The 25,681-nt window shown below is 64.8% G+C and carries 26 protein-coding genes; 16 read left to right on the top strand and 10 right to left on the bottom strand.

What is annotated here, in order from left to right; genetic code table 11:
- The first annotated feature begins 1 nt into the window (after position 1).
- Genes ACZ5Y5_RS18320 through ACZ5Y5_RS18305 form a run of 4 tightly spaced genes read left to right on the top strand, consistent with a single transcriptional unit; the run spans position 2 to position 3,145 of the window.
- Positions 2-415: a VOC family protein gene (locus ACZ5Y5_RS18320; RefSeq protein ID WP_464810850.1), complete on the top strand. Its 414-nt coding sequence runs from the start codon at positions 2-4 to the stop codon at positions 413-415.
- Positions 412-1,269, top strand: a complete 858-nt coding sequence (locus ACZ5Y5_RS18315) for a sugar phosphate isomerase/epimerase family protein (protein WP_464810849.1) — start codon at positions 412-414, stop codon at positions 1,267-1,269. The genes ACZ5Y5_RS18320 and ACZ5Y5_RS18315 overlap by 4 nt, the downstream gene beginning before the upstream one ends.
- Complete coding sequence (locus ACZ5Y5_RS18310; protein WP_464810848.1) at positions 1,266-2,393, top strand: Gfo/Idh/MocA family protein; 1,128 nt, start codon at positions 1,266-1,268, stop codon at positions 2,391-2,393. Before ACZ5Y5_RS18315 ends, ACZ5Y5_RS18310 begins: the two co-directional genes overlap by 4 nt.
- The gene (locus ACZ5Y5_RS18305) at positions 2,393-3,145 is read left to right on the top strand and encodes an SDR family NAD(P)-dependent oxidoreductase (protein WP_464810847.1); all 753 of its coding nucleotides are present in this window, start codon (positions 2,393-2,395) and stop codon (positions 3,143-3,145) included. Before ACZ5Y5_RS18310 ends, ACZ5Y5_RS18305 begins: the two co-directional genes overlap by 1 nt.
- Positions 3,146-3,342: 197 nt before the next feature.
- Here ACZ5Y5_RS18305 and ACZ5Y5_RS18300 read toward each other — a convergent pair whose 3' ends face one another.
- From ACZ5Y5_RS18300 to ACZ5Y5_RS18265, 8 genes are all read right to left on the bottom strand, one after another.
- Positions 3,343-5,286 (bottom strand): flavin-containing monooxygenase, encoded by a 1,944-nt coding sequence (locus ACZ5Y5_RS18300; RefSeq protein WP_464810846.1) that lies wholly within the window; start codon positions 5,284-5,286, stop codon positions 3,343-3,345.
- Between the two features lie 49 nt (positions 5,287-5,335).
- Positions 5,336-6,001 (bottom strand): TetR/AcrR family transcriptional regulator, encoded by a 666-nt coding sequence (locus tag ACZ5Y5_RS18295; RefSeq protein WP_464810845.1) that lies wholly within the window; start codon positions 5,999-6,001, stop codon positions 5,336-5,338.
- 1 nt (position 6,002) lies between these two features.
- Positions 6,003-7,274, bottom strand: coding sequence for a sulfotransferase family protein (locus tag ACZ5Y5_RS18290; protein WP_464810844.1), 1,272 nt, complete (start codon positions 7,272-7,274; stop codon positions 6,003-6,005).
- A 48-nt stretch (positions 7,275-7,322) separates the two neighbouring features.
- The gene (locus tag ACZ5Y5_RS18285; protein ID WP_464810843.1) at positions 7,323-8,387 is read right to left on the bottom strand and encodes a zinc-dependent alcohol dehydrogenase; all 1,065 of its coding nucleotides are present in this window, start codon (positions 8,385-8,387) and stop codon (positions 7,323-7,325) included.
- Between the two features lie 255 nt (positions 8,388-8,642).
- Positions 8,643-10,079 carry an NAD-dependent succinate-semialdehyde dehydrogenase gene (locus ACZ5Y5_RS18280; RefSeq protein WP_464810842.1) on the bottom strand — a complete coding sequence of 479 codons (1,437 nt, stop codon included), beginning with the start codon at positions 10,077-10,079 and terminating at the stop codon, positions 8,643-8,645.
- 131 nt (positions 10,080-10,210) lie between these two features.
- Entirely contained in the window at positions 10,211-11,134 is a 924-nt protein-coding gene (locus ACZ5Y5_RS18275) for an acyl-CoA dehydrogenase family protein (RefSeq protein WP_464810841.1), read from the bottom strand.
- A gap of 13 nt (positions 11,135-11,147) precedes the next feature.
- Complete coding sequence (locus ACZ5Y5_RS18270; protein WP_464810840.1) at positions 11,148-12,302, bottom strand: acyl-CoA dehydrogenase family protein; 1,155 nt, start codon at positions 12,300-12,302, stop codon at positions 11,148-11,150.
- An 88-nt stretch (positions 12,303-12,390) separates the two neighbouring features.
- Positions 12,391-13,263: a LysR family transcriptional regulator gene (locus ACZ5Y5_RS18265; RefSeq protein WP_464810839.1), complete on the bottom strand. Its 873-nt coding sequence runs from the start codon at positions 13,261-13,263 to the stop codon at positions 12,391-12,393.
- 101 nt (positions 13,264-13,364) lie between these two features.
- Between ACZ5Y5_RS18265 and ACZ5Y5_RS18260 the strand changes: the two genes are divergently transcribed.
- From ACZ5Y5_RS18260 to ACZ5Y5_RS18240, 5 genes are all read left to right on the top strand, one after another.
- Entirely contained in the window at positions 13,365-14,165 is an 801-nt protein-coding gene (locus ACZ5Y5_RS18260) for a crotonase/enoyl-CoA hydratase family protein (protein ID WP_464810838.1), read from the top strand.
- Positions 14,162-15,406 carry a CaiB/BaiF CoA transferase family protein gene (locus ACZ5Y5_RS18255; protein ID WP_464810837.1) on the top strand — a complete coding sequence of 415 codons (1,245 nt, stop codon included), beginning with the start codon at positions 14,162-14,164 and terminating at the stop codon, positions 15,404-15,406. Before ACZ5Y5_RS18260 ends, ACZ5Y5_RS18255 begins: the two co-directional genes overlap by 4 nt.
- 200 nt (positions 15,407-15,606) lie before the next feature.
- Positions 15,607-16,506, top strand: coding sequence for an NAD(P)-dependent oxidoreductase (locus ACZ5Y5_RS18250; RefSeq protein WP_464810836.1), 900 nt, complete (start codon positions 15,607-15,609; stop codon positions 16,504-16,506).
- A 13-nt stretch (positions 16,507-16,519) separates the two neighbouring features.
- Positions 16,520-17,374, top strand: coding sequence for a sugar phosphate isomerase/epimerase family protein (locus ACZ5Y5_RS18245; RefSeq protein ID WP_464810835.1), 855 nt, complete (start codon positions 16,520-16,522; stop codon positions 17,372-17,374).
- Between the two features lie 130 nt (positions 17,375-17,504).
- On the top strand, positions 17,505-18,443 hold the full coding sequence (locus tag ACZ5Y5_RS18240) for an AEC family transporter (protein WP_464810834.1): 939 nt from the start codon (positions 17,505-17,507) through the stop codon (positions 18,441-18,443).
- A gap of 94 nt (positions 18,444-18,537) precedes the next feature.
- Here ACZ5Y5_RS18240 and ACZ5Y5_RS18235 read toward each other — a convergent pair whose 3' ends face one another.
- Positions 18,538-18,705 (bottom strand): hypothetical protein, encoded by a 168-nt coding sequence (locus ACZ5Y5_RS18235; RefSeq protein WP_464810833.1) that lies wholly within the window; start codon positions 18,703-18,705, stop codon positions 18,538-18,540.
- Positions 18,706-18,727: 22 nt separating this feature from the next.
- On the opposite strand from ACZ5Y5_RS18235, the gene ACZ5Y5_RS18230 reads away from it, so the two are divergent.
- Positions 18,728-19,018, top strand: a complete 291-nt coding sequence (locus ACZ5Y5_RS18230) for a hypothetical protein (RefSeq protein ID WP_464810832.1) — start codon at positions 18,728-18,730, stop codon at positions 19,016-19,018.
- Between the two features lie 12 nt (positions 19,019-19,030).
- On the opposite strand, the gene ACZ5Y5_RS18225 is transcribed toward ACZ5Y5_RS18230, so the two are convergent.
- Complete coding sequence (locus ACZ5Y5_RS18225) at positions 19,031-19,441, bottom strand: low affinity iron permease family protein (protein ID WP_464810831.1); 411 nt, start codon at positions 19,439-19,441, stop codon at positions 19,031-19,033.
- On the opposite strand from ACZ5Y5_RS18225, the gene ACZ5Y5_RS18220 reads away from it, so the two are divergent.
- The 6 genes from ACZ5Y5_RS18220 (at position 19,440) to ACZ5Y5_RS18195 (ending at position 25,594) form a co-directional block, all read left to right on the top strand.
- On the top strand, positions 19,440-19,718 hold the full coding sequence (locus ACZ5Y5_RS18220) for a hypothetical protein (protein ID WP_464810830.1): 279 nt from the start codon (positions 19,440-19,442) through the stop codon (positions 19,716-19,718). The genes ACZ5Y5_RS18225 and ACZ5Y5_RS18220 overlap by 2 nt on opposite strands.
- An 84-nt stretch (positions 19,719-19,802) precedes the next feature.
- Positions 19,803-21,431: a bifunctional diguanylate cyclase/phosphodiesterase gene (locus ACZ5Y5_RS18215; protein ID WP_464810829.1), complete on the top strand. Its 1,629-nt coding sequence runs from the start codon at positions 19,803-19,805 to the stop codon at positions 21,429-21,431.
- The gene (locus ACZ5Y5_RS18210) at positions 21,428-22,156 is read left to right on the top strand and encodes a LysM peptidoglycan-binding domain-containing protein (protein WP_464810828.1); all 729 of its coding nucleotides are present in this window, start codon (positions 21,428-21,430) and stop codon (positions 22,154-22,156) included. The genes ACZ5Y5_RS18215 and ACZ5Y5_RS18210 overlap by 4 nt, the downstream gene beginning before the upstream one ends.
- On the top strand, positions 22,153-23,853 hold the full coding sequence (locus tag ACZ5Y5_RS18205) for a protein kinase domain-containing protein (RefSeq protein ID WP_464810827.1): 1,701 nt from the start codon (positions 22,153-22,155) through the stop codon (positions 23,851-23,853). Before ACZ5Y5_RS18210 ends, ACZ5Y5_RS18205 begins: the two co-directional genes overlap by 4 nt.
- Positions 23,853-24,863: a type VI secretion system-associated FHA domain protein gene (locus tag ACZ5Y5_RS18200; protein WP_464810826.1), complete on the top strand. Its 1,011-nt coding sequence runs from the start codon at positions 23,853-23,855 to the stop codon at positions 24,861-24,863. The genes ACZ5Y5_RS18205 and ACZ5Y5_RS18200 overlap by 1 nt, the downstream gene beginning before the upstream one ends.
- A complete protein-coding gene (locus ACZ5Y5_RS18195; protein ID WP_464810825.1) occupies positions 24,860-25,594 on the top strand; it encodes a PP2C family protein-serine/threonine phosphatase in 735 nt (244 codons plus the stop codon). The genes ACZ5Y5_RS18200 and ACZ5Y5_RS18195 overlap by 4 nt, the downstream gene beginning before the upstream one ends.
- Positions 25,595-25,681: the final 87 nt, after the last annotated feature.

The raw sequence follows: 25,681 nt of genomic DNA, 5'->3' as shown, positions 1-25,681 counted from the left end.
CATGGCCGTGAAAAGTCTTGACCATGTGAATATCCGCACAGCCGATGTACCCGGCACGGCGGCCTTTTTCCGCGATGTCCTGGGCCTGCGGGCGGAGGCTGCGCCTGGCTCACCTTCCATCGATCAAGGCTGCTGGATCCACGATCCGGACGGGCGCGCGATCGTGCATATCGGTCCAGTCGACGCCGCTTACCCCAGCGACGATGCGCTGCCTTTCACCCCCGCGCGGGGCAGCGGAGCGGTGCATCATGTCGCGCTGGAATGCGATGACCTGCCCACCATGCTCGCGCGGCTGGACGGCGCTGGGCTTTTCGTGGTGCGAAAGGATTATCCGCCCGCCAACCTCTGCCAATTGTTCGTCGAAGAGCGGAACGGGATCATTCTGGAGTTGAATTTCCGGCTGGAGGCGGCGTGACAGACGATCTGCCGCTCGTTCTGTCCGGCCCGCCCTTCGTACATGTGCCGCTGTTGGAACGGCTCGCCCCTGCGCGTGAGGCGGGCTTTGCGGGCATATCGTTGATGCCGGTCGACGTCTGGTCGCTGGAAGAAGCGGGGATGAAGGCGTCCGAGATCGCGGCGCGGATCGCCGATCATGGCCTGACGGTGATGGAGATCGATTGCACCGCTTGCTGGTTGCCCAGCCATCGCCGCGTGGGGGACGGCACACCTTTGGCCGGATTGCTCCAGTCGCTGACAGCCGAGCGCGTGGTGGAAACCGCTGCGCGGATCGGCGCGCCATCGGTTACGGCCGTGGAGATGATGGGGGTTTCCCCGTCTCTGGATGAGGCGGCCGAAGCCTTCGCGCATCTGTGCGATCTAGCGGCGCCCCATGGTCTTAAAGCACATATTGAATTCCTGCCCTTTGGCGGCATCCCTGATCTGGCGAGCGCATGGACGATCGTGCAGGCGGCGGGACGGCCGAACGGCGGGCTGACGGTCGATAGCTGGCACTTCTTCCGCAGCGGGTCGAGCTTCGACCTGTTGGAGAAGATACCAGGATCGCGCATTCATACAGTGCAGATCAATGATGCCCCTGCAGAGCCGGACGCTGACCTGCTGCACGAAACAATGACCGGCCGGCTGGTTCCTGGCGAGGGAAGCTTTGACCTGACGCGCTTCATCCGCACGCTGGATCAGATCGGTAGCACAGCCCCCTTCTCCGTCGAGGTCTTCTCCAAGGACGTAAGCGGAATGCCGATGGCGCAGGCCATCGCTTCATGGGCGCCAGCCGCCCGCGACATCATCAGAAAGGCTAGAGAGACAAAATGACCGGCAAGGAAGCGCCCATCGGCGCAGTCGTCGTAGGCACAGGCTTTGGCCTGTTCACGCATGTTCGCGCACTGCGCGACGCTGGTTTCGAGGTGCGCGCCATCGTCGGACGTGACCGGGAGCGCACCGCACAGCGCGCGGCTCCGCTCAATATCCCGCTTGCATCGAATAATCTGGAGCAGGTGCTGGCCGACGACCCCGCCATCCAGCTCGTCACCGTAGCCACGCCGCCGCACGCCCACTATACGCCCGTCATGCAGGCGATCGCAGCAGGCCGCCATGTCATGTGCGAAAAACCCTTTGCGCGCGACTTGGCCCAGGCACGCGAAATGCTGGCCGCGGCCGAAAAGGCCGGGATCGTCCACGCGCTGGGCGCAGAGTTCCGGTTCGACAGCGCGCAGGCATTGCTGCGCCGGGTGGTGCAGGACGGCCTGATCGGCGATCCGCTGATGTTCAGCCGCATTTATCAGCAGCCGGGAAGCGGAGAGGAAGAACCGCTCGCCGACTGGTGGACCGATGCCGCGCAAGGCGGCGGCTTCCTGGGCGCGTTCGGCACACATATGATCGATCAGGTCCGCTCCACTCTCGGGGAGATCGTCGCGGTCAACGCGATCCTGCGCAAGCTGACCACCACGCGCCCCGCGATGACCTCGGATGATTATTACAACGTCCAGTTCCGCACCCAACGCGGTTGCCTCGGCGTGATCGAGGCGGCGATGAGCTTTCCCGGCCCGTTCGTCATGGCCACCAAGGTGGCGGGGACGAAAGGCGCGGCCTGGATCCAGTCCGGCAGCGCCTTTGGCGACCCGGAGGAAGTCTGGATCAAAGATGCTGACGGCGAGCGGCAGATTCCGATGCCGGCCGAACTTGTGAACCCTGTGCCCGAACCGTTCGCCATCGAGGAGCTAATCCAGACGGAAATGGACCGCTGGCACACCCAGGGCTTCGATGTCGCGCCCTATGCCAAGCTGTTCGCCCAGATGAAGGCCAAGATCGAAGGCCGGGCACCGCCCCTGCCCGACCCGGCGGGCGATTTCCGTGACGCCGCGGCGGGGCAGGCAGTGCTGGACGCCGCGCGCCTGTCCGCGGCGGAAGGCCGCTGGGTGGAAGTGGAGGCTATATGATGACGAACCCATCCTATGATTTTTCCGGGGCGCATGTGCTTGTGACCGGCGGCACCAGCGGCATCGGCGCGGCGACGGCGGCGGCCTATAGCGAAGCAGGCGCGGATGTGACCATCACCGGCACGCGCGGTGATGCTGCCGATTATGACGCTGATCTGTCGGACTATCGCTATCTGCGGATGGACGTAGAGGATGGCGAGAGCATCGATGCGGTGGCGGCCAGCGTTCCGAAGCTCGACATACTCGTGAACAATGCCGGGATGGCGCTGCCAAGCCTGGGCCTCGACGAATATGAGCCGGATGTGTTCGCGCGGGCCGTCAACATGCTATTGATCGGCGCATTCCGCATGGCCCGACGCAGCGCCGACCTTCTCGCACAAAGCCGTATCGCGGGAGGGCCGAGCATCATCGGCATCGCGTCGATGAGCAGCTATTTCGGCATACCGATCGTGCCCGGTTATGGCGCGGCCAAGACCGGCCTTGTCGGCCTGACCCGCACCCTGGCGGTGAAATGGGGCGAACGGGGCATCCGCGTCAACGCCGTCGCCGCCGGGCTGACGCGCAGCCGCATGACCGAAGGCACCTTCGCGCAGGAAGATTGGATGGCGCCCACGCTGGCGCGCACTCCCTTGGGACGGCCCGGCGAACCCGAGGACATCGCCAACGCCATTCTCTTTCTGTCGAGCCCCGGCGCGGCGTGGATCACAGGTCAGACGCTGGCGGTGGACGGGGGATACACGGTTTCCGGCTGAGCATCGGCCCGCTCACGCACGTTCACCTCCGCCTTTTGTGCTGAGTGAAGTCGTGGCGCGCTATTTGCGAGACTTCTCGACTGCGCCCGAAGCGAGCGGACGTCGAGTTGATACAAACCCGCAAATGATGCCTCTTAAACAGTGAGAGCCGGCCCTTCCGGACCGGCTCTCACCTGTTATCGATCCATCGAAGCTGCTCAATGCAGTTCGAAATTTTCCTTCACAGGCCCGCGGGTCTGGTTCCACAGGTCCACAAGACGCCACGGCCAAGACAGGAAGACGCGGCCCTTCGAGTTGTTGTAGTAGCTGTTCGCCCGCGGGTGGGTCCAAATCATATTCTTCATCTGTTCATCGACCTGGCGGTTCCAGGTCTCGAACGCTTCCTGCTTTGGCTCCACGGCGCGCGCGCCGCTGGCGTTGATCCAATCGAGGCATTCGATGATGTAGTTCACCTGCGCTTCGGAGATCAGGTTCTGGCCCGCCGCATGGTTCGGCGCGCTGTTCGGGCCCACCGTCATGAAGTAGTTCGGATAGCCCGGCACGGTCACGCCCAGATAGGAGCGCGGATCGTCCTTGCCCCATTCATCGCGCAGCGACCGACCGCCCTTGCCGTGGATTTCCAGCTTGCCCATCATGTTGGCGACGTCGAAGCCGGTGGCGCAGATGATGATGTCGAATTCATACTCCGTCCCGTCCTTCAGGCGGATGCCCTTGGGGGTGAAGCATTCGATGCCGCCCTGCTCCAGCGTGACGTTGGGCTGCTTGAGCGCGTCGAGCCAGCCCGCGTCCAGAATGATGCGCTTGGAAAAGATCGGGAAGTCCGGCGTCATCTTTTCCTTGAGATCGGGGCGGTCGTGGAACTTCGCCTCAAGATGGGCGAGCGCCCACTGCCGCGCGCCTTCGTTCATGGCGGAGACCGACGGACTGTCCACTGGCCATTCCGGGTCCTTCACGACGTTCGCATAGAGGCCGTCGGCCGCGAACCAGTAAACGCGGAAACGGAACCATTCACGGAAGTGCGGGATATAGCGCAAGGCGAACTTCATGCCCGGCGACACTTCATGATTGATCTCGGGATTGTAGATCGTCCAGTAGCGGGTGCGCTGGAACACGGTCAGTTCGCTGACCTGATCGGCGATCGCGCCGATCAGCTGCGCGGCGCTTGCGCCCGTGCCGATGATGCCGACGCGCTTGCCTTCAAGCCGTGTGGCCGGGTCCCAATTAGCCGTGTGCATGATCTTGCCCTGGAAATCCTCGCGGCCAGGGATGTCGGGCCATTTCCAACGGTTGACCGGACCATGAGCATTGATCACGGCGTTCGCGCGGATCACTTCCTCACTGCCATCCTTGCCACGGACCGTTACGTTCCAGACAGCCTCTGCATCATCATAGCGCAGGGCGACAACTTCGGTGTTGAAGCGAATGTTGCGGCGCAGTTCATATTTATCGGCGACGTGCAGCAGATATTTCTGCATGTCCACGCCCTTGGGATGGTAGTGCGTCCATTCCGGCGTGATTTCGAAGGAATAGGAATAGAAGTGGCTCGGCGTGTCGACGCCGACGCCCGGATAGCGATTTTCGTACCAGGTGCCGCCAACTTCCGGGTTCTTTTCGATCACGATATGCTCGTAGCCGGCTTCCTCCAGCTTGAGCGAAGCGGCAAGGCCGGTCATGCCCGCGCCTATCACCAGCACCTTGAAATCGGACTTCGGCGCAGGGCGCCCTTCGATTTCCTTGCGGGGCTTGGGCAGCTTCAAGCCGATCTGGTCAAACAGCAGCGGCAGAAATTCATCGGCCACTTCTTCGCCGACGCCGACGCTCATCATCCGCTGTATCAGCGCGTCGGATGGATCATCCTCTCGCGCGGCACCCGGAGTGGTCAGAACATGCAGCAGTTTTGAGCGCAACTCCTGCAGATATTCGGCCGGAATTTCGGTGCCGGGCACAGCGAAGGGCGGTTTGATATAGTTGCTGAAAATATCCAGCATCACTGCATCATGGGTAAGATGCACATAGACCATCAGCAACGTCTGGATGTTCGCTTCTTCCAGGGCGTTGCGCAATTCTTCGGTGTCGGCGAGCGGCAGGCTACGGTCGTGCCAATCCCTTGCAATCACCGCGCCCTCAGCATGTTCAGCCATTTTCTTCCTCTCCGACTCAAAAAACAACTAAGTAAGTAAACACTCACTTTTAATAGCAACAGCGGTTGTGCCGGTCAAGCCGCCGCCGCTGCGCGGGAATCTTCCTCTCTCCACGCAGAAAGGTGCGTACCGCCAGATCGACATGCAGCTTGCATTCCTGCTCATCGGGCAGCGCATCGTCGATCAATAGCGCGTTGTGCACCGGCGCCAAAATCATCGACAACAGGAGCATGGCCGCGCGTCCGCTGTCCGTGCGCGCCACGCCCGCCCGCTCCAGATAATCAGCGAGCGGCTCGGCCAGATAATCGTCCCTGCTACGCCGGATCAGCGGTCCGAACTCAGCAAATTCATGCGCCTCCCGCATCAGCAGCCGGGCCATTCCGACGGTCGATGGCCGGATGAATTCCCGTAACAGTTCCGTGCCAAAGGCGCGAAGGTCGGCCTCTGGCGCGGCGGCATCGCTAAACTGCGGCAGCGGAAAGCGCTCCACCCCCGCGTTCAGGCAAGCGCGAAACAGCGCCGCCTTATCCTCATGCCACAGATAGAGCGTGCGCTTGGACACGCCCGCCGCCTGGGCGATCGCGTCCATGGTGACGGCGCGATAGCCCTGCCGGATGAACTCCTCACGCGCTATCTGCAGCAGGCGGCGCTTTTTCGCGAGCGTCTGGTCGGCACGGCCGACTGGAGCAACGGCAGAATTGCTATCGGCCGTCATCTCAGTCCTCATGCCGCACAGGGAAGCGCTCATAATAGAAGGCGAAGCGTTCGCGGGCGGCCGCTTCGTTCAGCCCGAAGACGCCTTCCAGATCATAGATCACCTTGCCATGTTTATTGCGGGGGTTTTCGTCGAGATAGCCGAGCAGCTGCGCCTCGACGTCCGGTGTCAGTTCCAGCCCAGCCAGATCATAGACCTGCCGCATAACGCGTTCCTGATCGGACATATATTCGTGGAACAGGATGTCGGCCGATTGATCCGGACCCCATGCGCCGCGCTGATCGACGCAGGCGCGCAGCAGCCTTTCGATACGGTCGAGCCAAAGGCGGGCGAGCGCGGGCGGGTCCACTGGATCGCGGCGGATACGGTCGCTATAGCCCAGCATCGTGGTCAACGACCGCAGGACCGCGATCGGATCGCGATGGGTGATGACCATGGTGGCGTCGGGGAACACCGTCTTGATCGCCGCCAGATTTTCCATGTGCTGTGGTGATTTCAGCAGCCAGCGGTTGGGTCCGCGGTGCCAGGTCAGGACCTGCAGCACCTTCTTTTCATAGGCGTAGCTGGCTGTGCGATCATGCGCGAAATAATAGTCGGTCCACCGGGGAATCCGGGACTGAAACTCCCAACTGTAGCAATTGAGATCCATGTAGAGCAGTTCATTATCCTCATGGATCGAAGCCGCGTCCATGCCGTGCATGGCGGCCATGTGCGGCAGCATCGCTTCAAACGCGCCCCAAATCTCCGCGCTGCGAAGCTCGCGGGGATCGACCTCGCCGGGTGCCAGTTCGCGCAACTGAACCGGCTCCTCCGACTCCCACAGAGTCAGCGATCGCAGCCGCTCGTCGCGGGCGAGCCAGTTGACGAGATGCGTGGTGCCAGAACGCGGCAGGCCGGCGATGAACAGCGGCCGGTCGATCTTAATCTCCAATATCTCCGGGTGCCGCTTGACCAGATCCTCAATGCGCAGGCGGTTGACCATCACGCGCACCAGATGGTTCAGCAGCGTGATCCGCCCCCCACGGGCAAGGCCTTCGTCTTCCTCCCAAGCCTGCAGCGTCACCGCCATGCGCTCGCGAAAACTTTGGTCCTCGCCGAAATCATCCAGGCCGTCGGCTTCGGCGACCGCACGGGCGAGCACTTCATCTACGGTCATCCGGTCAGGCTCGTTTGGCGGGCCGTTGCGGGCGGCACGGATCGCCGGGGTAATCACCGGGTCAGCCATGTCATCGATGCGGATTTCCTGCGGCTCGCGCAGCTCAACTTCACTCATTTTCCAACCCTCTCCAGCGGGACGCGGTTATGCTGCGCCTCACGCTCTTTACGAAAAAGTGACGATGACCTTGGCCGACACGTCGGCGTCGGCAGCGGTGCGGAACGCTTCATCCAGCTGGCTGAAATCCATGCGATGGCTGATCAGCGGATCGACATTCACCACCCCGTCAGCGAGCATTTTGACGCACTCGTTAAACTCCTCCGCCCGGCTGTCTGCAACCGATCCGGAAATACTGACTTCATTGGCCATCAGCTTCCATAGATTGATGGGCATCGGTTTCTTGTGCAGCGCGACGATGACCACGCGCGCCTGATATTTCGCCAGTTCAAGCAGTTCGCTCAAAGCCTGCTGCGATCCCGCTGCGTCGATGATGACATCGCTTCCCACGAAAGGCAGTCCGTAGCGTTCACCTGTTCCATGCGCTTTGCCGACAGCATCGCTCAGGGCCTCGCGCGACGGGTTCACGGTGACCACCGCGCCAAGCTGTCGCGCCCTTTCCAGCCGCGCATCGCAGAGGTCTGCGATCAGGATGTCGCTTACGCCGCGGTGACGAAGGCAGATGACGGTGCATAGCCCGATCGGCCCCGCTCCCAACACCGCAACCTTGTCCCCTGGCCGGACGTGGCCGATGTTCAAGCCGTGCATGGCCACTGACAATGGCTCCGCCAAAGCCGCTTTCTCCAGCGGCAAATTGTCCGGGATCGGGCAAATTTCAGAACCTATGCGCGCGTCCTTTATCAGGATGAAGGGAGCAAAGGCTCCGGGTCCCCCGCTGCCGATCAATCCTGTGTCGGGATTGACGGCGCAGCGCTGGCCCGGCGCTATGTCGCGGACCTCGCTTCCCACCTGCTCGACGGTTCCTGCAAATTCATGTCCCAGCGGCAACGGCTCGGTGAGCGGCGCGCCGCCCATATTGCCCGCCGCGATGTAGCCCAGATCGCTGCCGCAAACGCCCGTTGCACCGACCCGCACCAGCACATCGTGCGGGCCAATGGCTGGCACCTGGACCTCATCAACACGCATGTCCCCCGCGCCATGCACGCGGGCCAGCGGCATTGTGGCCGGCAGCGCTTCATTTCCGCCTACAGCCGCGCCTTGAGAATCGCTCACGACGTCCTCTCCTTCTCATTATTCTTAGGGTTGTTGGTAAACTAGGCAGTTTCCCGGTCAAGCTGAATGTTCAAGTCGCTCGGACGCACGCGGAAAGGGCCGCACTCCCATGCAGGAGTGAGCTGGGAAGGGCTGACGATGCATCGAGAGACGCCGCCCACGGCGGGGCGGGCGATTAGATAGCTTGTCCTCCGCCACCTGGGTCAGGTGCCGGAGGACCGCTGATGATAGCTAGTTCAGACGATCGCCGGAAATTCAGGCGATCTTCGCGGTCACCAGGAAGGGCCGCAGATAGGCATCCATGCCTTCGATGCCGCCTTCGGAGCCCATGCCGCTGTCACCCACGCCACCGAAGGGCGTTTCGGGCATCGCCATCGCATAATGGTTGAGGCCCAGCATGCCCGCATTGATCCGTTCGGAGATCTTGCGTTCCGTGCTCAGGCTGTTGGTGAAGGCATAGGACGCCAGGCCATAGGGCAGGCGATTGGCTTCGGTGAGCGCGGCGTCTATGTCATCGACCGGCATCACCAGCATCAGCGGGCCGAAAGGCTCCTCGTTCATTGCGTCCATTTCAGGCGTCATGCCGGACAGAACGGTGGGCTGGAAGAAATAGCCGCGATTGCCGATCCGCGACCCGCCCGTTTCTAGCTTCGCGCCGCGCTGAACGGCGTCGGCGGCCAACGCCTCGATCTTCGAAAGCTGCCCTGCGGTGGCGAGCGGACCCATTTGCGTGTCGGCATCCATCCCGTCGCCGACGCGCAGCTTGCTTGCGGCTTCGGCAACGCCCGCCACGAAATCGGCATAGAGCGGCTTTTCGACCAGGAAGCGGGTCGGCGACACGCATACCTGGCCGCCGTTGCGGAACTTGAATTCGGCCGCGAGCGGGACAACGGTGTTCAGGTCAACATCGCGGGCAATGATCACGGGATTATGGCCGCCCAGTTCCATCGTCACCTTCTTGAGGTGCTGCCCGGCTGCGCTCGCCAGGATGCGGCCTACGCGGGTCGAGCCGGTCAGCGTCACCTTGTGGATTTCGGGCGCAGCGCACAAAGCGGCGGAAATGGCGGGCGCATCGCCCCAGATGACGCTCAAGGCGCGCGGCGGCAGCCCGGCGGCCAGTAGCGCGCGTCCGATGCGGTAGCCGGAACTGGGCGTCTCTTCAGCCGGCTTCAGCACGACCGAGCAGCCCGCGGCCAGTGCCGGGGCGACCTTCTGCATCACTGTCCAGGCAGGGAAATTCCAGGGGGTGAAGGCCGCGACCGGGCCAACCGGGCGGCGATGCACGGCCCAGCGCATGTCGCTCGCGCGAGTGGGGATCAGGCGGCCATAGGCGCGGCGTCCCTCTTCGGCGAACCAGTCGAGGAGATCGGCCGAAGCCATCCATTCGCCCCGCGCCTGCACCAGCGGCTTGCCGCATTCGCGCGTGATCTCAGCGGCCGCTTCCTCGACCTCCGCACGCATCTGGTCGGCGGCGCGGCGCATGATCTTGCTGCGGTCGAATGGCGCAATAGCGGACCATTGGGCGAAGCCTTCCACCGAAAGGCGGGCAGCCTCAAGCGCTTCTTCCGCCCCGCAGCTCGGGATGTTCGCGATCACTTCTTCGGTCGATGGATTGACCAGCGGAATCGTGCCGAGCGAGCCCTGCTTGCGCTCCTGACCGTCGATGATGAGATAGGGCGTCGAATTGGTCATGGGATATGGTCCTTTACCTCAGGCGCTGCGCCGCACGGATCATCTGCCCCGGGCGCAGCCAGGGCTGCTGGCTGCGCCTCTTAGCGCTCAAGACCGACGCGCGACAACCCCTAGCCTCGGAAGATTGCCGATCAGGCGCCCCGGATGAAGTCAGCGGTCGGTTTGGCAGGTTCGGCCATGCGCAAGTCGCCCAGGACTCCCGCCCAATAGCCTTCCGACCCGTCCGCTAGACGCCAGCCGTGCAGACGGCGCGTCAGCAGTTGCAGGTCGTATTCCTCGCTGATGCCGATCGCGCCATGAACGGCATGCGCAATTGCGGCGACCTGCCCTGCGGCAAGGCTCGCGCCATGTTTGGCGATGGCCGCGTCGGCGAGCTTGGGCTGCACGCCCGCACGAGCGCCGATAGCGGCGGCGATACGGGCGGCGACGGCTTGTTCCGCCAGGACGGACAGCTGTTGCTGCACCGCCTGCTGCTTGCCGATCGGCTTGCCGAACTGGACGCGTTCATTGGCGTAGGAGACGGTCATTTCCAACACGCGCTCCGCCGCGCCGGAGATCAGCAGGGCGCGCAGCACGGCAGCGATCGGGCGCAGGGCCTTGCCGTCAATCCCGCTCACATAAGCGCCGCCGTCATGCGGCACGCCGGTCGGCTCGACGCTGGCGGCAGTCACTACGGGCGCGTCCGGCGTGCCGGACAGGATATGCGAAACCACGGCCGCGAAGGGCGCGGGCCCCGCCCCCGTTGCGATGGCAATCGGCCCTTCGGGTGCTTCGACGCCAGCAGCTGCGAGCAGCGCCCGGGCGACCATCGTGTCCCCGACAGGCAGCGGCACGGCATGGCGGCCGAGCAGGGCGATCAGCGGGGCGGCGTCGCTGAGCGACAGGCCAGCGCCCCCCGATTCCTCAGCGACCAAGGCATCGAGGAAGCCGGATTCGAGGAAAGCGCTCCACATCGCGGCGGTGTCGCCGCCCTGCTCGATCTCGCGGATCGCGGCGGGGGTGCAGATATCTTCGATCAGGCGAGCGAAGGGATCGATCAGTTCGGACATGTCCATGGAATGGCTCCCTTCAGCGCAGGCCAAGGCCGCGGGCGATGATGCCGCGCAGGATTTCACGCGTGCCGCCGCGCAGCGAGAAGCTGGGCGCGGCATAGGTCACATACAGCAAGGTGCGGTAGAGTTCGGGATCGACCGGCTCATCCGGATTGGCGGCCAGGTCATCGCCGATCAGCTGCGGCACCGCCTGTTCGAAACTGGTGCCGAGGTCCTTCATCAGCGACGCTTCGACGACCGGGCTCTCGCCCGCGACGAGGCGGGCGGTGACGGCGAGCGACATTTCGCGCAACACCGCCTGCTGCGCCATCAGCGATCCGACGAGGCGCAGCGTGGCGCTGTCCTTCCGCCCAACCGCTTCCAGGTGACGGACCCAAGCGTCGATCAGCACGACGGAGGAGTAGATGCGTTCCGGCCCGCTGCGTTCAAAGGCGAGTTCGGCGGTGACCTGTTTCCACCCCTGCCCTTCCGAACCGATCAGCGCGTCGGGGGCCAGGCGGACATCTTCGAAGAAGACTTCGGCAAAATGCGCGTCGCCGGTCAGATCCACGATCGGGCGGATGGTGACGCCGGGCGCCTTCAGCGGCACGATCAGCTGAGAGAGGCCCTGCTGCCGGTCGGCGCTGGTGCCCGAGGTGCGGACCAAGGCGATCATGTAATCGCCGTGCATCGCGTTGGTGGTCCAGATCTTCTGGCCGTTCAGCAGCCAGCTGCCGTCCGCCTGCTGCTCTGCGCGGGTGCGGACGCTGGCGAGGTCGGAACCGGAGCCGGGTTCGCTCATGCCGATGCAGAAGAGCGCTTCGCCCTTCGAGATGCGGGGCAGGTAGAAATTGCGCTGCTCTTCGGTGCCATAATGCAAGATCAGCGGGCCGCTCTGGCGGTCGGCGATCCAGTGGGCGGCGACCGGAGCGCCAGCGGAGAGCAGTTCTTCGACCACGACGAAGCGGGTGAAGGGGCCGCGGCCCATGCCGCCATATTCCTTGGGCAGGGAGAGGCCGAGATAACCGGCCTGGCCGAGCTTGCGGCTGAAAGAGGCGTCGAAACCCTGCCAGGAACGGGCGCGGCGGTGTACCGGCAGTTCGGCGATGGCTTCGGCGATCAGCGCGCGCAGGGCGGGGCGGATCGCCTCATCCTCGGGCGGCAGGGCGGAAAGGGTGAGTGTTTCGAACAAGCCGGCCTCGTGAAACCAAGAAGGAAGTGGCGAGTAAATCGCGTTTTGAGAATGGATAGTCCAATATCGAATTAGGCCATTTCGATACTCAAGGGCTATCAGACGCAATGGCAGCGAAGTTTCGCGCGAGCGGACTGGGCGTGTCGCGGGGCAGAGCGACGCCGGTGAGGACAGGGACGCGACTGGCGAGACGGACAAGGCGCACGCCCTGCGGCACCGATCCTGCGGCGCGGGAGGGGACAAGCGCCACGCCGAGCCCGGAGCGGACGAGCGCTAGGACGGCGCTGAGCTGCGCGGCCTCCTGCGCGACGATCGGCATGAAGCCGGCCTTTTGACATGCCGTGAGCGTGATCGAATGAAGGACGCTGATGCGGCTTTGCAGGATGAAGGGCTGCTCGGCCAGATCGCTCAGTTCAACGCTGTCGGCGTCGGCGAAGGGACTGCCCTCAGGAAGCGCGGCATGCAGTTCATCGGGGTCGATCACCTGCGTATCCACCGCCGCGATCTGCAACAGCGGCAGGCGCACGAGGCCAACGTCCAATTCCGCAGCAGCGAGCTTTCGCGCGATTTCCGCGCTGGTCGCTTCCTCCAGCACCAGTTCGACCGCAGGGTAGCGGCGGCGATATTCGGCGATGAGGCGCGGGAGCAGTTCGAAGGTCGCCGAACCGACGAAGCCCACGCGCAGCCGCCCCCTCTCCCCCGCCGCCCCTTCGCGCGCGGCTTCGCGGAAGCGGTCGGCCTGGGCCAGCGTCGCCCGCGCCATTTCCAGCGAGGCCCGGCCCGCCGCCGTCAGCGTCACCCCGCGCGCGCTACGGGCGAACAGCGCCGCGCCCAATTCCTCCTCCAGCTTGCGGATGGCGACGGTCAGCGGGGGCTGCGACATGTGCAGCCGTTCCGCCGCACGGTGGAAATTGCCGGTTTCGGCGAGCATGACGAAGTAGCGGAGCTGACGCAGTTCCATGATAGCTTCCATATATCGGATCTTCGAAAATCAATATTAGCTTGAGCGAAGGTCCGCGCCTAGCGTGCCGCGTCTTTTATACTGCCCTGGGAGAGTCCCGCTTGGATCCGTTCCTTCTCGTCGAGCGCGACGGCCCCGTCGTCATCGCCCGTTTCAACCGCCCCGATGAGCGCAACACCATCACCGAAGTCGCCCATAGCGAGGAAATCGTCGATTTCTGCCGCCAGATGGTGCGCGACACATCGGTGCGGGCGATCGTCCTGACCGGCAACGGCAAGGCATTCAGCGCGGGCGGCAACGTCAAATATATGGCCGAACGCAGCGGCATGTTTGGCGGCACGCCCTATGAAATCCGCAACGCCTATCGCACCAGCGTGCAGATGATCGGCCCGGCGATCCACGAACTGGAAGTGCCGATCATCGCCGCGATCAACGGCCCGGCGATCGGCCTGGGCCTCGACATCAGCTGCATGTGCGACATCCGCCTGATGGCCGACACGGCCGTGGTCGCGGAAAGCTATGTGAAGCTGGGCATCATTCCGGGCGGCGGCGGCGGATGGCTGCTGCCGCGCCTGATCGGGCCGCAGCGCGCCAGCATCATGACGCTGACCGGCGATGCGATCGATGCGAAGACCGCGCTGGAATATGGGTTGGTGGCCGAAGTGCTGCCCGCCGACAAGCTGATGGACCGGGCGCTGGAACTGGCGGGCAAGATCGCCGCCAATCCGGGCCATTCCACGCGCATGGCCAAGCGGCTGATGCGCGAAGGGGCGGACATGAAACTGACGACGCTGCTGGAAATGGCGGCAGGCTATCAGTCGCTCGCCCATTTTACCGAAGACCATCATGAAGCGATCGCCGCTTTCCTGGGCAAGCGCGCGCCGGAGTTCAAGAACAAGTGAGCGACAAGCAGACGCCGACCGGCCCGCTGGCCGGGATCAAGGTCCTCGATCTGTCCCGCGTGCTGGCGGGGCCGTGGACGACGCAGATATTGGGCGACCTGGGCGCGGAGGTCATCAAGATCGAACAGCCCGGCCAGGGCGACGATACCCGCCGCTGGGGGCCGCCCTTCCTGCAGGACGGGTCGAAGGACGCGGCCTATTATCTGTGCGCCAACCGCAACAAGCAGTCGGTCGCGATCAACCTGGCCGACCCGCGCGGCGCGGAACTGATCCGGCAGATCGCGGTGGATTGCGACATCGTCGTGGAGAATTTCCGCGTCGGCGGGCTCAACAAATATGGGCTGGACTATGCGTCGCTGTCGGCGGTCAACCCGAAGCTGATCTATTGTTCGATCACCGGCTTCGGGCAGGATGGCCCCTACAAGGATCGCGGCGGATACGACTTCCTGATCCAGGGGATGAGCGGCCTCATGTCGATCACCGGCCGTCCCGACGACGAGCCGGGCGGCGGGCCTATGAAGGTCGGTATTCCGATCAGCGATCTGGTGACGGGCCTTTATTCGGCCATCTCCATCCTCGCCGCGCTCGCCCATCGCGACCGCACCGGGGAAGGCCAGCATATCGACATGTCCCTGCTGGATACGCAGGTGTCGCTGCTCGCCAACCAGGCATCCAACTATCTGAACGGCGGCATGATCCCCCGGCGTTTGGGCAATGAGCATCCCAATACCGTGCCCTATCAGGATTTCTCCTGTTCCGACGGGGACATATTGGTGGCGCTGGGCAATGACCGCCAGTTCCGCAGCTTTTGCGAACTGATCGGCCGTCCCGACCTGCCCGACGATCCGCGCTTCATCGACAATGGCCACCGTTCGCCCAACCGCAAGGCGTTGCAGGACGAAATGCGGCCCGCAATCGCGAAGTGGAAGTCGGACGATCTGATCGCAGCGATGGAGGCGGCCAAGCTGCCCGGCGGGCGCGTCAACGAAATCCCCGACATATTGGCCGACGAGCATATCGCGGCGCGCGGCGTCATCAAGGACATGGTCCGGTCGGACGGCACGCCGGTCAAGGTGCTGGGCTATCCGGGCAAGTTTTCCAAAACTCCGGCGGATTATCGCCGTGCGCCGCCGCGTTCGGGCGAAGATACGCGCGATGTGCTGACCGACGTGCTGGGTTTGTCGGAAGGACAGATCGCGGCGCTTGTGGAGGCGGGGGTTATCGCGGAAAAGCTGCATTGATTTTGCGCGCAGAGGCGCGGGGGGCGCGGGGAAGGTGCCGACGGCACAGTTCCTCGTCACCCCGGACTTGATTCGGGGTCCCGCTGCCTCCACCGCGCCGTAAAAAGAAGAGAGACCCCGGATCAAGTCCGGGGTGACGGATGTAGCTACTGGTTCATCGTGCCGGGACCGCCCGGCCCAAGATTTGAGAGGAAGTTAGAATGACCACGAAGATCGGCTTCATCGGCCTGGGCGCGATGGGCCTGCCCATGTCATCGAACCTGCAGCGCAAGGGCTTTGCCGTCACCGTCTATGACATTGACGATGCGAAGATGAGCAAGGTCGCCGAGCTGGGCGCGAAGAAGGCCGCGAATGTCGCCGAGGCGAGCCGGGGCCAGGACATCGTCATCACCGTGCTGCCCGCGACGCAGCATGTCGAGGCGGTAGTGCTGGGCGAGGATGGCGTGCTGGCCAATATCGACGCCGGCGCGTTGCTGATGGACCTTTCCACCATCGACGCCAAGGGCACCGATCGGGTGGCGGAAGCCTGCCGCGCCAAGGGCATTTCCTTCGTGGATGCACCGATCGGCCGCCTTGCGCTGCACGCAGAGCGCGGAGAGTCGCTGTTCATGGTGGGTGCCGAAGACGCCGATTTCGCGCGCGTCGAACCGGCGCTGAAGGCGATGGGCACCGACATCTTCCGCTGCGGCAAGCCCGGCATGGGGAGCCGCATGAAGGTGATCAACAATTTCATGCTGCTGTCCACCGCGCAGATCGTGGCGGAATCGATCGCGCTGGGCACGAAGCTCGGCCTCGACATTCAGACCATCCATGATGTGACCGGCAACACCACCGCGCGCAACGGCCAGTTCCATGTGCTGATGGTGAACAAGGTGCTGAAGGGCGATGTGGAGCCGGGCTTCACCATCGACCTCGCCTTCAAGGACCTGAGCCTGGCCATGAACGCGGCGGCGGAAAACCGCGTCGGCCTGCCCATGGGCGCGGCTGCTCATGCCGTGTTCGGCGGCGCGCGGGCGGGCGATTATGCGACGAAGGATTATTCGGCGCTGCTCGACTATGCGTGCCGCAATGCGGGCATCGAACCGCCGCGGATGGACTGACCGGAGCGGCCGGATGAGCGCGCCGCAGCTGATCGCGACCTGCTGGACGACGGCCGGCGACGTGCGCGCCGACCGGCGCGACAATCTCGGCCGCTTTCCGCTGGAAGACCGGATCGAGGCAGCGGCGCGGGCAGGCTATGCCGGAACGGGCTTCTGGTGGCGCGACCTGGTCGCCTGGCAGGATAGCGGTCGCGATTATGCGGCGTTGAGGCGGCATCTGGCCGATGCTGGGCAGCAGCTGGTCGAGCTGGAGTTCCTGAACGACTGGTTCGCCACGGGCGATCGGCGGGCGCGGTCGGACAGGGCGCGGGCTGAAATGTTCCGCGCCGCCGACGCGTTGGAGGCGCGGCATGTGAAGGTGATCCCGCCCTTCCGCACTGATGATCCGCAAGGCGCGGATCTGGCCGCCGAATTCGCCGCCCTGTGCGACGAGGCGGCGGGGCATGGCTTGATGGTCGGGCTGGAAATGCTGCCCTTTTCCACGCTGCCCAATCTGGACGCCGCGCTGGACATGGTGGCGGCGGCGGACGCGCCCAATGGCGGGCTGCTGATCGACATATGGCATGTCGTGCGATCGGGCGGCGCGGTGGCGGATGTCACGCAGGTCCCTGCCCGCTTCATCATCGCGGCCGAACTGTGCGACGCCATGATGGCGATGCAGGACAGCATCACCGAAGATACGATGTGTCATCGCAAGCTGTGCGGTGAGGGCGAGTTCGATGTGCCGGGCTTCATCCGCGCGATGGGCGAGGCGGGCTATGACGGCCCCTATGGCGTCGAGATTTTGTCCGACGATTTCCGCCAGCTCCCACTGGAGGAGGCGGCGCGGCGCAGTTTCGAGACGAGCGCGGCGCAGTTCGGGCGCTGAACCGGCGCAGGGCGGATTGCCGTCGGCGCATGCGCAATTGCACATAAAGCTCTTTCCGTTTGCGCCAAACTTGCCATAGGGGCGCACCGTGGCGGCGTGAGGGCAGCCATGCTGAGGGACGCGAACTTTCATGGCGGTGATGATCTTCGGCGCGCTGATGCCGGTCTTCGGGTTGATCCTGATCGGCTATATTTGCGGGCGCTACGACATATTGGGCGACCGCGCGTTCGAGGTGCTCAACCGCTTCGTCATCGCGATCACGCTGCCGGTTCTGACCTTCCGTTCGATCGCGCATATGGACCCGCGCAACCTGGCCGTGCCGGGCATGTTCGCCGCCGTCATACTGGGCGCGCTGGTCACTTATGGCCTCGCCTTCGCCGTGGCGCGCTGGTTCGGGCGGTCGGGATCGAATGCGAACATCGCGGCTTTGTGCGCCTGCTTCAGTAACACCGGCTTCATCGGCCTGCCGGTCGCGACGCTCGCCTGGGGGCCGGAGGCGGTGGCGCCGGTGTCCGTGACGATGCTGATCTATTCGTCGATCGTCTTCACCGTCGGGCTGGTGATGAGCGAGGTGACGGCAGCGCAGGGCCATGGTCTGGCCACCGGCCTGAAGCTGGCGGCGCGATCGACCGTTCGCAGTCCGCTGATCCTGCTGTCGGTCGCAGGCTGTATCTGGTCGGTGCTGGGCCTGCCGCTGACCGGCCCGGCCGACGTGTTGATGGCGACATTGGCGCAGGCGACCGCGCCCTGCGCGCTGACGGCGATCGGCATCTTCATCGCCCTGCCCCGGCGCACCGCGACGCCCGGGCCGATCGGACGGGTGGTGGCGTTGAAGCTGCTGGCCCAGCCGGTGATCACCGCCGCGATCCTGTGGATGCTGCCGCCAATCCCGCCGCTCTGGGCCAAGGTCGCGATATTGATGGCAGCGATGCCCTGCGGCGCGTCCAGTTTCGTGCTGGCGGGCAAGGCGGGCCGGTGGGCGATGGAGCTGAGCGCTTGGGCGGTGATGCTGACGACGACGCTCGCTTCGCTGTCGCTGATCGGGGTGCTGTGGTGGCTGGGGGCGTGAGCCGCCGGGCCCATGCTTAACGGCGCGCTGACTCTGTCCTTTCACGGCCTGGAAGATGCGCCGCGCTAGCCCGGCCGCGGGGACGGTCGGAGATTTACGTGGTCAGCATCAACAGCAACGGCAATGCCTGGTCCAACTGGAACGCCAAAAATTCCACCAGCACCACCACAACCACCACGCCTGCGGCAACCACCGAACCGGCGGCGCCCAGCCCTGCGCCTACCCCTGCGCCGTCGAGTGAGACCAGCGGGACCAGCGGCACAACGACGAGCGCTCCACCCCCTATGACGGCAGCGCCAGAGGCGGCTTTAGTCTATTCGCCCCCGGCCCGGACCGATATCGGGCAAGTGTCGGCTCCGTCCCATTCGCTCGACGGGCTGCTGTCCGACGCGGGTTTCTTTTCCCGTAGCGCGGCGGTGGAGACTGCCGCCAGCGCCGCTGCGGAACAGACCGCCAGCAGCGCCATGCCCGCTGCGCTCAGCCAGGCCGAGGTCGTGGCGCGCGCGGCCTATGCGATTGTGGCGGAGGTTGGGGCGGACAGCACCACGCCCTCGCTGATCAAGCAGTTCGGATAAGGCGCAGCGGGCTCAGGTCCGCTGCAGCACATGTTCGACGCTGTCGTCGGCGGTCCCGGCCTTGCCATCGTCGCAGCCAACCTCCTTTTCCAGCGCGGCGCGGATTTCCTCCACCTCGTTCGCGCTGCGATGTTCGATGCCGATGAACTGTTCGCGCGCTGCATCAAGGGCGCGGATCACTTCGTCCAGCTTTGCCTGCATCGCCGCGGCGTCGCGGTTCTGGCTGTTCTGGATCAGGAAGACCATGAGGAAGGTGATGATCGTCGTCCCGGTGTTGATGACGAGCTGCCAAGTGTCGGAATAGTGGAATACCGGCCCGCTGAGGCCCCAGACAAGGATGAGCCCCAGCGCCAGCGCAAAGCTGAATGGTTGGCCCGCGGCGGAGGCGATCCGCGTGGCGATGGCGGTAAAGATGCGATCCATGATGTTTCTCTCGTCCATTGCCGCTGGTCGTTCGGAACCAGCAACAATTAGAAACATTCAACGAAGCGAAATGATCAAAAGTGCAGCGATAAAAGCCGCCGGATATGCGATTTCGACGCTCAGCGTGGTCCTGCTGGGCATCGTTTCATGGAAAAGCGCGCAGAAGGACCCGACGCTGGCGCTGTGCCTGGCGGCGGGGATGCTGACGTCGATCATGGGGATGGCGCTGCGTTGGCTGTCCTACCGGATCGAGGACGGGAAGAAGACAGAATCTTAACCTCTGTCATCTAACACAGGTTAGTCAAGCTGTTGAGATCGCGCGCTCTCCTTTAATCATCTGTTTCATAATTGCCGCTACTGCATGGCACTCGAAAGGGTGATCATGCCGGGCATTGACCGCAAGGTGCAGGGAGGGCGAAACCGGCCATGGTGGTGGCTGGCAGCCAGCTTTTGCATCGCTCTTGCCGGTCTGTCGCTGGCCATTCCCAAGCTCATCCTGCCCGGCGCGTTGGCGCTGATCGGCGCGGCCCTCTGCCTTGCCGCGGCCCAAAGCTTCTGGCTGATCCGCATCGGGCGATCGCTTGGCTTGCCAGGCGCTTTACCCATCGGCCGCGCGGTTCATGCGCAGGTGCTGAAACTCATCGAGGTCAACCGCTCCATCGCCCAGCGCCTGGTGCAACGCCATGGCGTGTCGGGCCTGCCCACGCGCGAAAGTCTAGTCCAGGCGATGAGCGAAGGCCCCGGCATATTGGGCATCATCGAATTTGCCGATTTCGACCGGCTGAGCGCCATCGATCCGGAAAAGGCCGATCAGGTTCTTGCCGAGATCGCGCAGCGGATCACCCGCATGGCAGGCACAACGCGGATCGCCGCCCATGTCGATCGGGCGCATTTCGCGCTCTGGTTCGCGGACGCGTCCGAAGGCGAAGCGGCCCCCGCGCTGCAGGCGATCACCTATGCGTTGCAGGACCGCATGCTGATCGGCGGCGAGGAACTGCTGCCCGTCATCCGGATGGGCCATATGCCGTGTGACCCGCAAACCGCTCCGGCGGAAAAGCTGCTCTCCCGCGCCTTTTCGGCGCTGGCCGCGCGGCACAGCGGTTCGCTGGGGCCAACGCAAACGATGCTGTCGCAGGCGGCGGGATGCGACTTTGCGCTGGAGCAGGATTTGCGCCGCGCCATCACGGGCGGCGAGTTCGAATTATGGTTCCAGCCCTTTCTCGACGGACGCAGCCAATCGGTGTGCGGCGCGGAAGCCCTGATCCGCTGGCGTCATCCGGTTCGTGGGCTGGTTTCCCCCGCCGAGTTCATCCCGCTGGCCGAAGCGGCCGGATTAGCTGGCGAGATCGGCACATGGGTTTTGGACGCCGCCTGCCGCGCGGCGCGCAGCTGGTCGGCGACGGGCCTGCCCAGCGTCAGGATCGCGGTCAATGTATCGGGTCATCAGCTGGAACGCGACGGCTTTGACCTTTTGGTCGAACGGACGCTCAGTCGCCACGGACTGCCGCCGCGCCTGCTGGAGCTGGAGCTGACCGAGACGATCGCCATGGCGGATTCCCGCACGGCCGCCCTGCTGTTCGAACGCATCCGGGCGCTGGGCGTGGCGATTTCCATCGACGATTTCGGCACCGGCTATTCCAGCCTCAGCTATTTGAAGAAGCTGTCGTTCGACAAGCTGAAGATCGACCGCGAGTTCGTGACCGATGTGGACAGCCGCCGCGATTGCCAGGCGATTTGCCAGTCCATCATCGCGCTGGGCCGAGGACTTGGCATCAGCGTCCTGGCCGAGGGCGTGGAACGTGCCGAAGAAATGATGTGGCTGCGCCGTCATGGGTGCCAACTGTTCCAGGGATTTCATTTCGCCCGCCCGATGCCCGAACCTGATTTCCTGGCCTTTGCCCGCGACGGGCAGGCCATCACCAACCTGTTCACCCCCAACACCCTGCCCTTTCCCGGCAGAAAAGCCCCGCACGCAAGGATCGCCGGATGAGGATTTTCGCACCAGCTCTTTTACTTCTGGCGGTGGGCCTTGCCGGTTGCGCGTCCAAGCCGGGCGGCAGCGCGCCCCGGCCCGCCATGGTGCAGCAGGTCAGCAACGCGCAGGAACTGGGCGATGTCGTCTCCCTGCTCAATCAGGGCGAGGAAAAGGCCGCGCGCAAGAAACTGGACATGATGCTGAAGCGCGATCCCACGGACACCCGTTCGCGCGCGCTGCTCGACAGCCTCAGCGCCGATCCGGTCGCGACGCTGGGGGCGCAGTCCTTCGCCTACCGCGTCGAGGCAGGTGACACGATGCAGGGCATCGCTCAGCGTTTCCTGGGCGACGGCATGAAATTCTACCTGCTGGCCCGCTATAATCAGGTGGCCGTGCCCGCTTCGCTGAAGCCGGGCCAGACGATCCGCGTGCCCGGCGTCCGGCCGAAGGAAACGCCAGCCCCCGCGCCCCGGCCGCGCCCTGAACCAGCGCCCGCCCCTGCGCCGAAGCCCGCGCCCTCCGCCAGCGCACCGGGCCCCGCCCCCGCGCCGCGCACCACGGATCCCCGCCGCGCCGCACAGCTGCGCTCGGCCGGGCTCACCGCGCTTAACAAGGGGCAGGTCGGCAACGCGGTCGGCCTGCTGAGCCAGGCCCTGCGGCTCGACCCAGGCAATGCGCTGATCCAGCGCGACCTGGATCGCGCCAAGCGGCTCCAGGCGATGGTGAGGGCGCGGCGATGAACAGCCAGAATGGACCCGAAGAGATGAGCTGGATCGGACGATATCGGATCGACGAACCGATTGGCGAAGGGGCGATGGCGCATGTCCATCGCGCGCATGACCCGAGCATCGACCGGCCGATCGCGATCAAGCTGCTGAAGCCCGAATTCCGGTCGGACAGCGAAGTGGCGCGCCGTTTCCTGAGCGAATCCCGCGCGGCGGGCATGCTGAGCCATGCCAATATCGTCACCATCTATGATGTGGGGGAGGCCGACGGGACGCCTTATATCGCGATGGAATATGTCGATGGCGTGCCGCTGGACGATCTGCTGGCGGCCAACGGGCGCATGACGGCGGACAAGGTCGCGATGCTGGGCGCGCAGATCGCCAGCGCGCTCGCCTATGCCCATGCGCAGGGGGTGGTTCATCGCGACATCAAGCCGTCCAACATCCTGATCTGCGACAATGGCAGGACGGCCAAGCTGCTCGACTTCGGCATCGCCCGCATCGACGCACGCGATGCCGCCGCGTCGCAGCGCCATGCTTCGCGGACGCAGGTGGGCGCAGTGCTGGGCACGCCGCGTTATATGAGCCCGGAACAGGCGCTGGGCCTGCCGGTCGATGGGCGTTCCGACCTGTTCTCGCTGGGCGTCGTCCTCTATGAAATGGTGACGGGGAAGATCGCTTTTACCGGCACCGGGCTTGCCACGCTCGCCATCCAGATCGCCCAGGAACAGCCGCTGGAAATTGCGCGCCATGTGCCCGACTGCCCCAAGGGGCTGCGCTTCCTGATCGGCAAGCTGCTGGCCAAGAAGCCGGACCAGCGCTTCGCCGACGCTGCGCAGGTGGCGCAGGCGCTGCGCCGCGAATTTGACGCGGCGACGGGCGAACTGGACCAGCAGCAGGAAGGCGTGATCCAGCGGTATCGCATGCCGCTGCTGCTGGGGGTATCGACGCTGCTGGCCCTTGGCACCGGCGTCGATTTCGTCGTGCAGCGGGAAAAGGCGGTCATGCAGGACATGGCGCTGACCTCCGGCTCCTCGATCGCGTCATTCGTCGCGCGCAACGCGGCGCTGCATGTCGCGGAAAATGCCGGGCGTCCGGCCGCCGAACAGGATTGGGCCCCGCTGCAGGCTTTCGCCGTCGCAGCGGCGAGCGACCCCAGGCTGCGCAATCTGGTCATTGCGGATGAACGCAACATCATCCGCGCGTCCAGCAACCCCCGCCTGCTGGGCAAGCGCTATAACGCCGTCGAGCCGGCCGTCACGCAGACGCGGAGCGGTTTCCGCTTCGTGCAGCCGGTCCGTTATGCCGGCGTTCCGTTCGGCAAGGTGGATGTCATCATCGAGCGCGGATCGCTGGACGCGGCGCAGCGCACCGCCACCCTGCTGCTCGCCGGTTTCGCGATCTTCGTGACGCTGGTGCTCGCCATTTGCAGCACCGCCGCGGTGCGCATCTGGAGCCGCCCGCTTCGCCGCCTGCGGCGTGCACTGGACGATGTGACGGCGGGCAATCTGTCCTTCCGCATATCGCACCGGCGCAAGGACGAGATTGGCGGCCTGTTCGATTCCATGAACCGTATGGTGGCTTCTCTCGCCGACCGGCACGACAATGTGGCGACCGCGCTGGCCGATGCGGAGCGCGCGATGCTGATGACACGGATCGAGCCGATGACGGCTGCCGATGCGGCGGCAAAGTCGCAGAAGAAGGTGGCCTGATGTATATCTTCCGCCTGTTCAACAAGGATGATGCGCTCACTCCGGTCGACGCCCGCTTCCTGGCGGAAGGCGTGCTGACGGTCGGGCGCGACCCGGCTTCCGATTGGGTGATGATCGACCCGGACCGGGAGATTTCGCGGGCGCACCTCACCATGCGGGTCGAAAACGGGCAATTGCTGCTCCATTGCACCGGCGCGAACGGCGTGTTCGATGCGGCCACCGAGGAACGCTTGCCGATCGGCGAGGATATTCCGATCGCGCCGCCCCAATCCATCCTGCTCGGCCGTTACCGCCTGGCGGCCGATCATGCGCCGCAGGCGACGGCGGGCAGCGTTGCGGAAAATGGCACATTGCTGATGACGCCCCCGCTTGGCCACCGCATCGATGTGCCGAGCGACTGGACCGATGCCCCCAGCCTGCCGCCGATCACGGCGGGGACGATGTTCGACGCCTTTTGCGAAGGGGCGGGGATAGAGGCGGCGCAGTTCAGCGCGGAAGATCCGGCGGAGATCCTGCGCCGCGCGGGCGCGGTCTATCGCCAGATGGTGCTGGGCGTAGGCGACCTGCTGGCGGAGCGCGACCGGGTGCGCGGGCAATATCAGCTCGCGCAGACGGTCATCACCAGCGCGGACAATAATCCGTTCAAATGGGCCCCTACCCAGCGGCTTGCGATCGACCTGCTGCTGGCCAGCGAGGGCAGCTTCCTGTCGGGGCCGGATGCGCTCAACGCCTCCTTCCGCGATATCAAGAAGCATCTGGTGGCGACATTCCACGGCTTTCAGAAGAGCCTTGGCGCGGCCGTCGCCAGCTTCGATCCGGCCGCCATCGCCACGGCGACGCAGGGACAAGCTTCGCTGCTGAAGGGCAAGGCGGCGGTCTGCTGGGATGAAGCGTGCAGGCGGCATGCGGCGCTGGCGGCGGAACTGGAGGGCGAGGCGGGGACGTTGAACGACGCCTTCGTCGCGGCTTATGGCGAAACCAGCGCGCGGCAGGAAGGGGACGCGCAATGAGCGCCCTGCGCGCTGCCACGCCCGGCCGCGTGGGGGAGCCGCGTCATTCGGTGGCCCGCACGCATGTGGGCAAGGTCCGGCTGCTGAATGAAGACCGCTATCTCGATGCGCCCGAACAGGGCCTTTGGGCGATCGCGGACGGCATGGGCGGGCATGATGCGGGCGATGTCGCCGCGACCATGACGGTCCGGGCGCTGGCGGCCCTGTGCGACGCCACTACGCCGATCGACCTTGGCGCGATCGGCGGGGCGCTGCAGACCGTCAACAGTGGAATCCGGGCGCATATGCGGGACCGGGGACAGCGTGGCGGCTGCACGGTCGCGGGGCTGTGGCTGGACGAAGGACGGGCCCATATCTTCTGGGCGGGGGACAGCCGCGTCTATCGGTTTCGCGATGATGAACTGGAGCGGCTGACGCACGACCATAGTCTGGTGCAGCAGCTGCTGGATGCGGGGGCGCTCAATGCCGAGCAGGCGGCGCGCCATCCGCAGGCCAATGTCATCACCCGCGCGTTGGGCGTGGATGATGCGGTGGAGGTCGAACTGTGCTCAGTCGATCTTGGCCGTGGCGACCGCTTCCTGCTCTGCTCCGACGGGATCACCACGGAACTGAGCGACGGGCAGATCGCCGCCTATATGCGCGGGCAGCCGTGCGAGGTGATGAACGCGATCATGGCGGCGGCACTGGAGGCCGGCGGGCGGGATAATCTGACGTTGATCATGGTGGAGTAGCGGCGCGGTTCTCCGTCACCCCAGCGGACGCTGGGGGTCTGAAGGCGGGTGAGCGCGGCGTAGAGGCAGGAGATCCCAGCTTTCGCT

The sequence above is a fragment of the Sphingobium sp. TomTYG65 genome (assembly GCF_055395525.1).
Note: the sequence above shows the minus strand (reverse complement) of the source record. Positions and strands in the feature narration are given on the sequence as shown.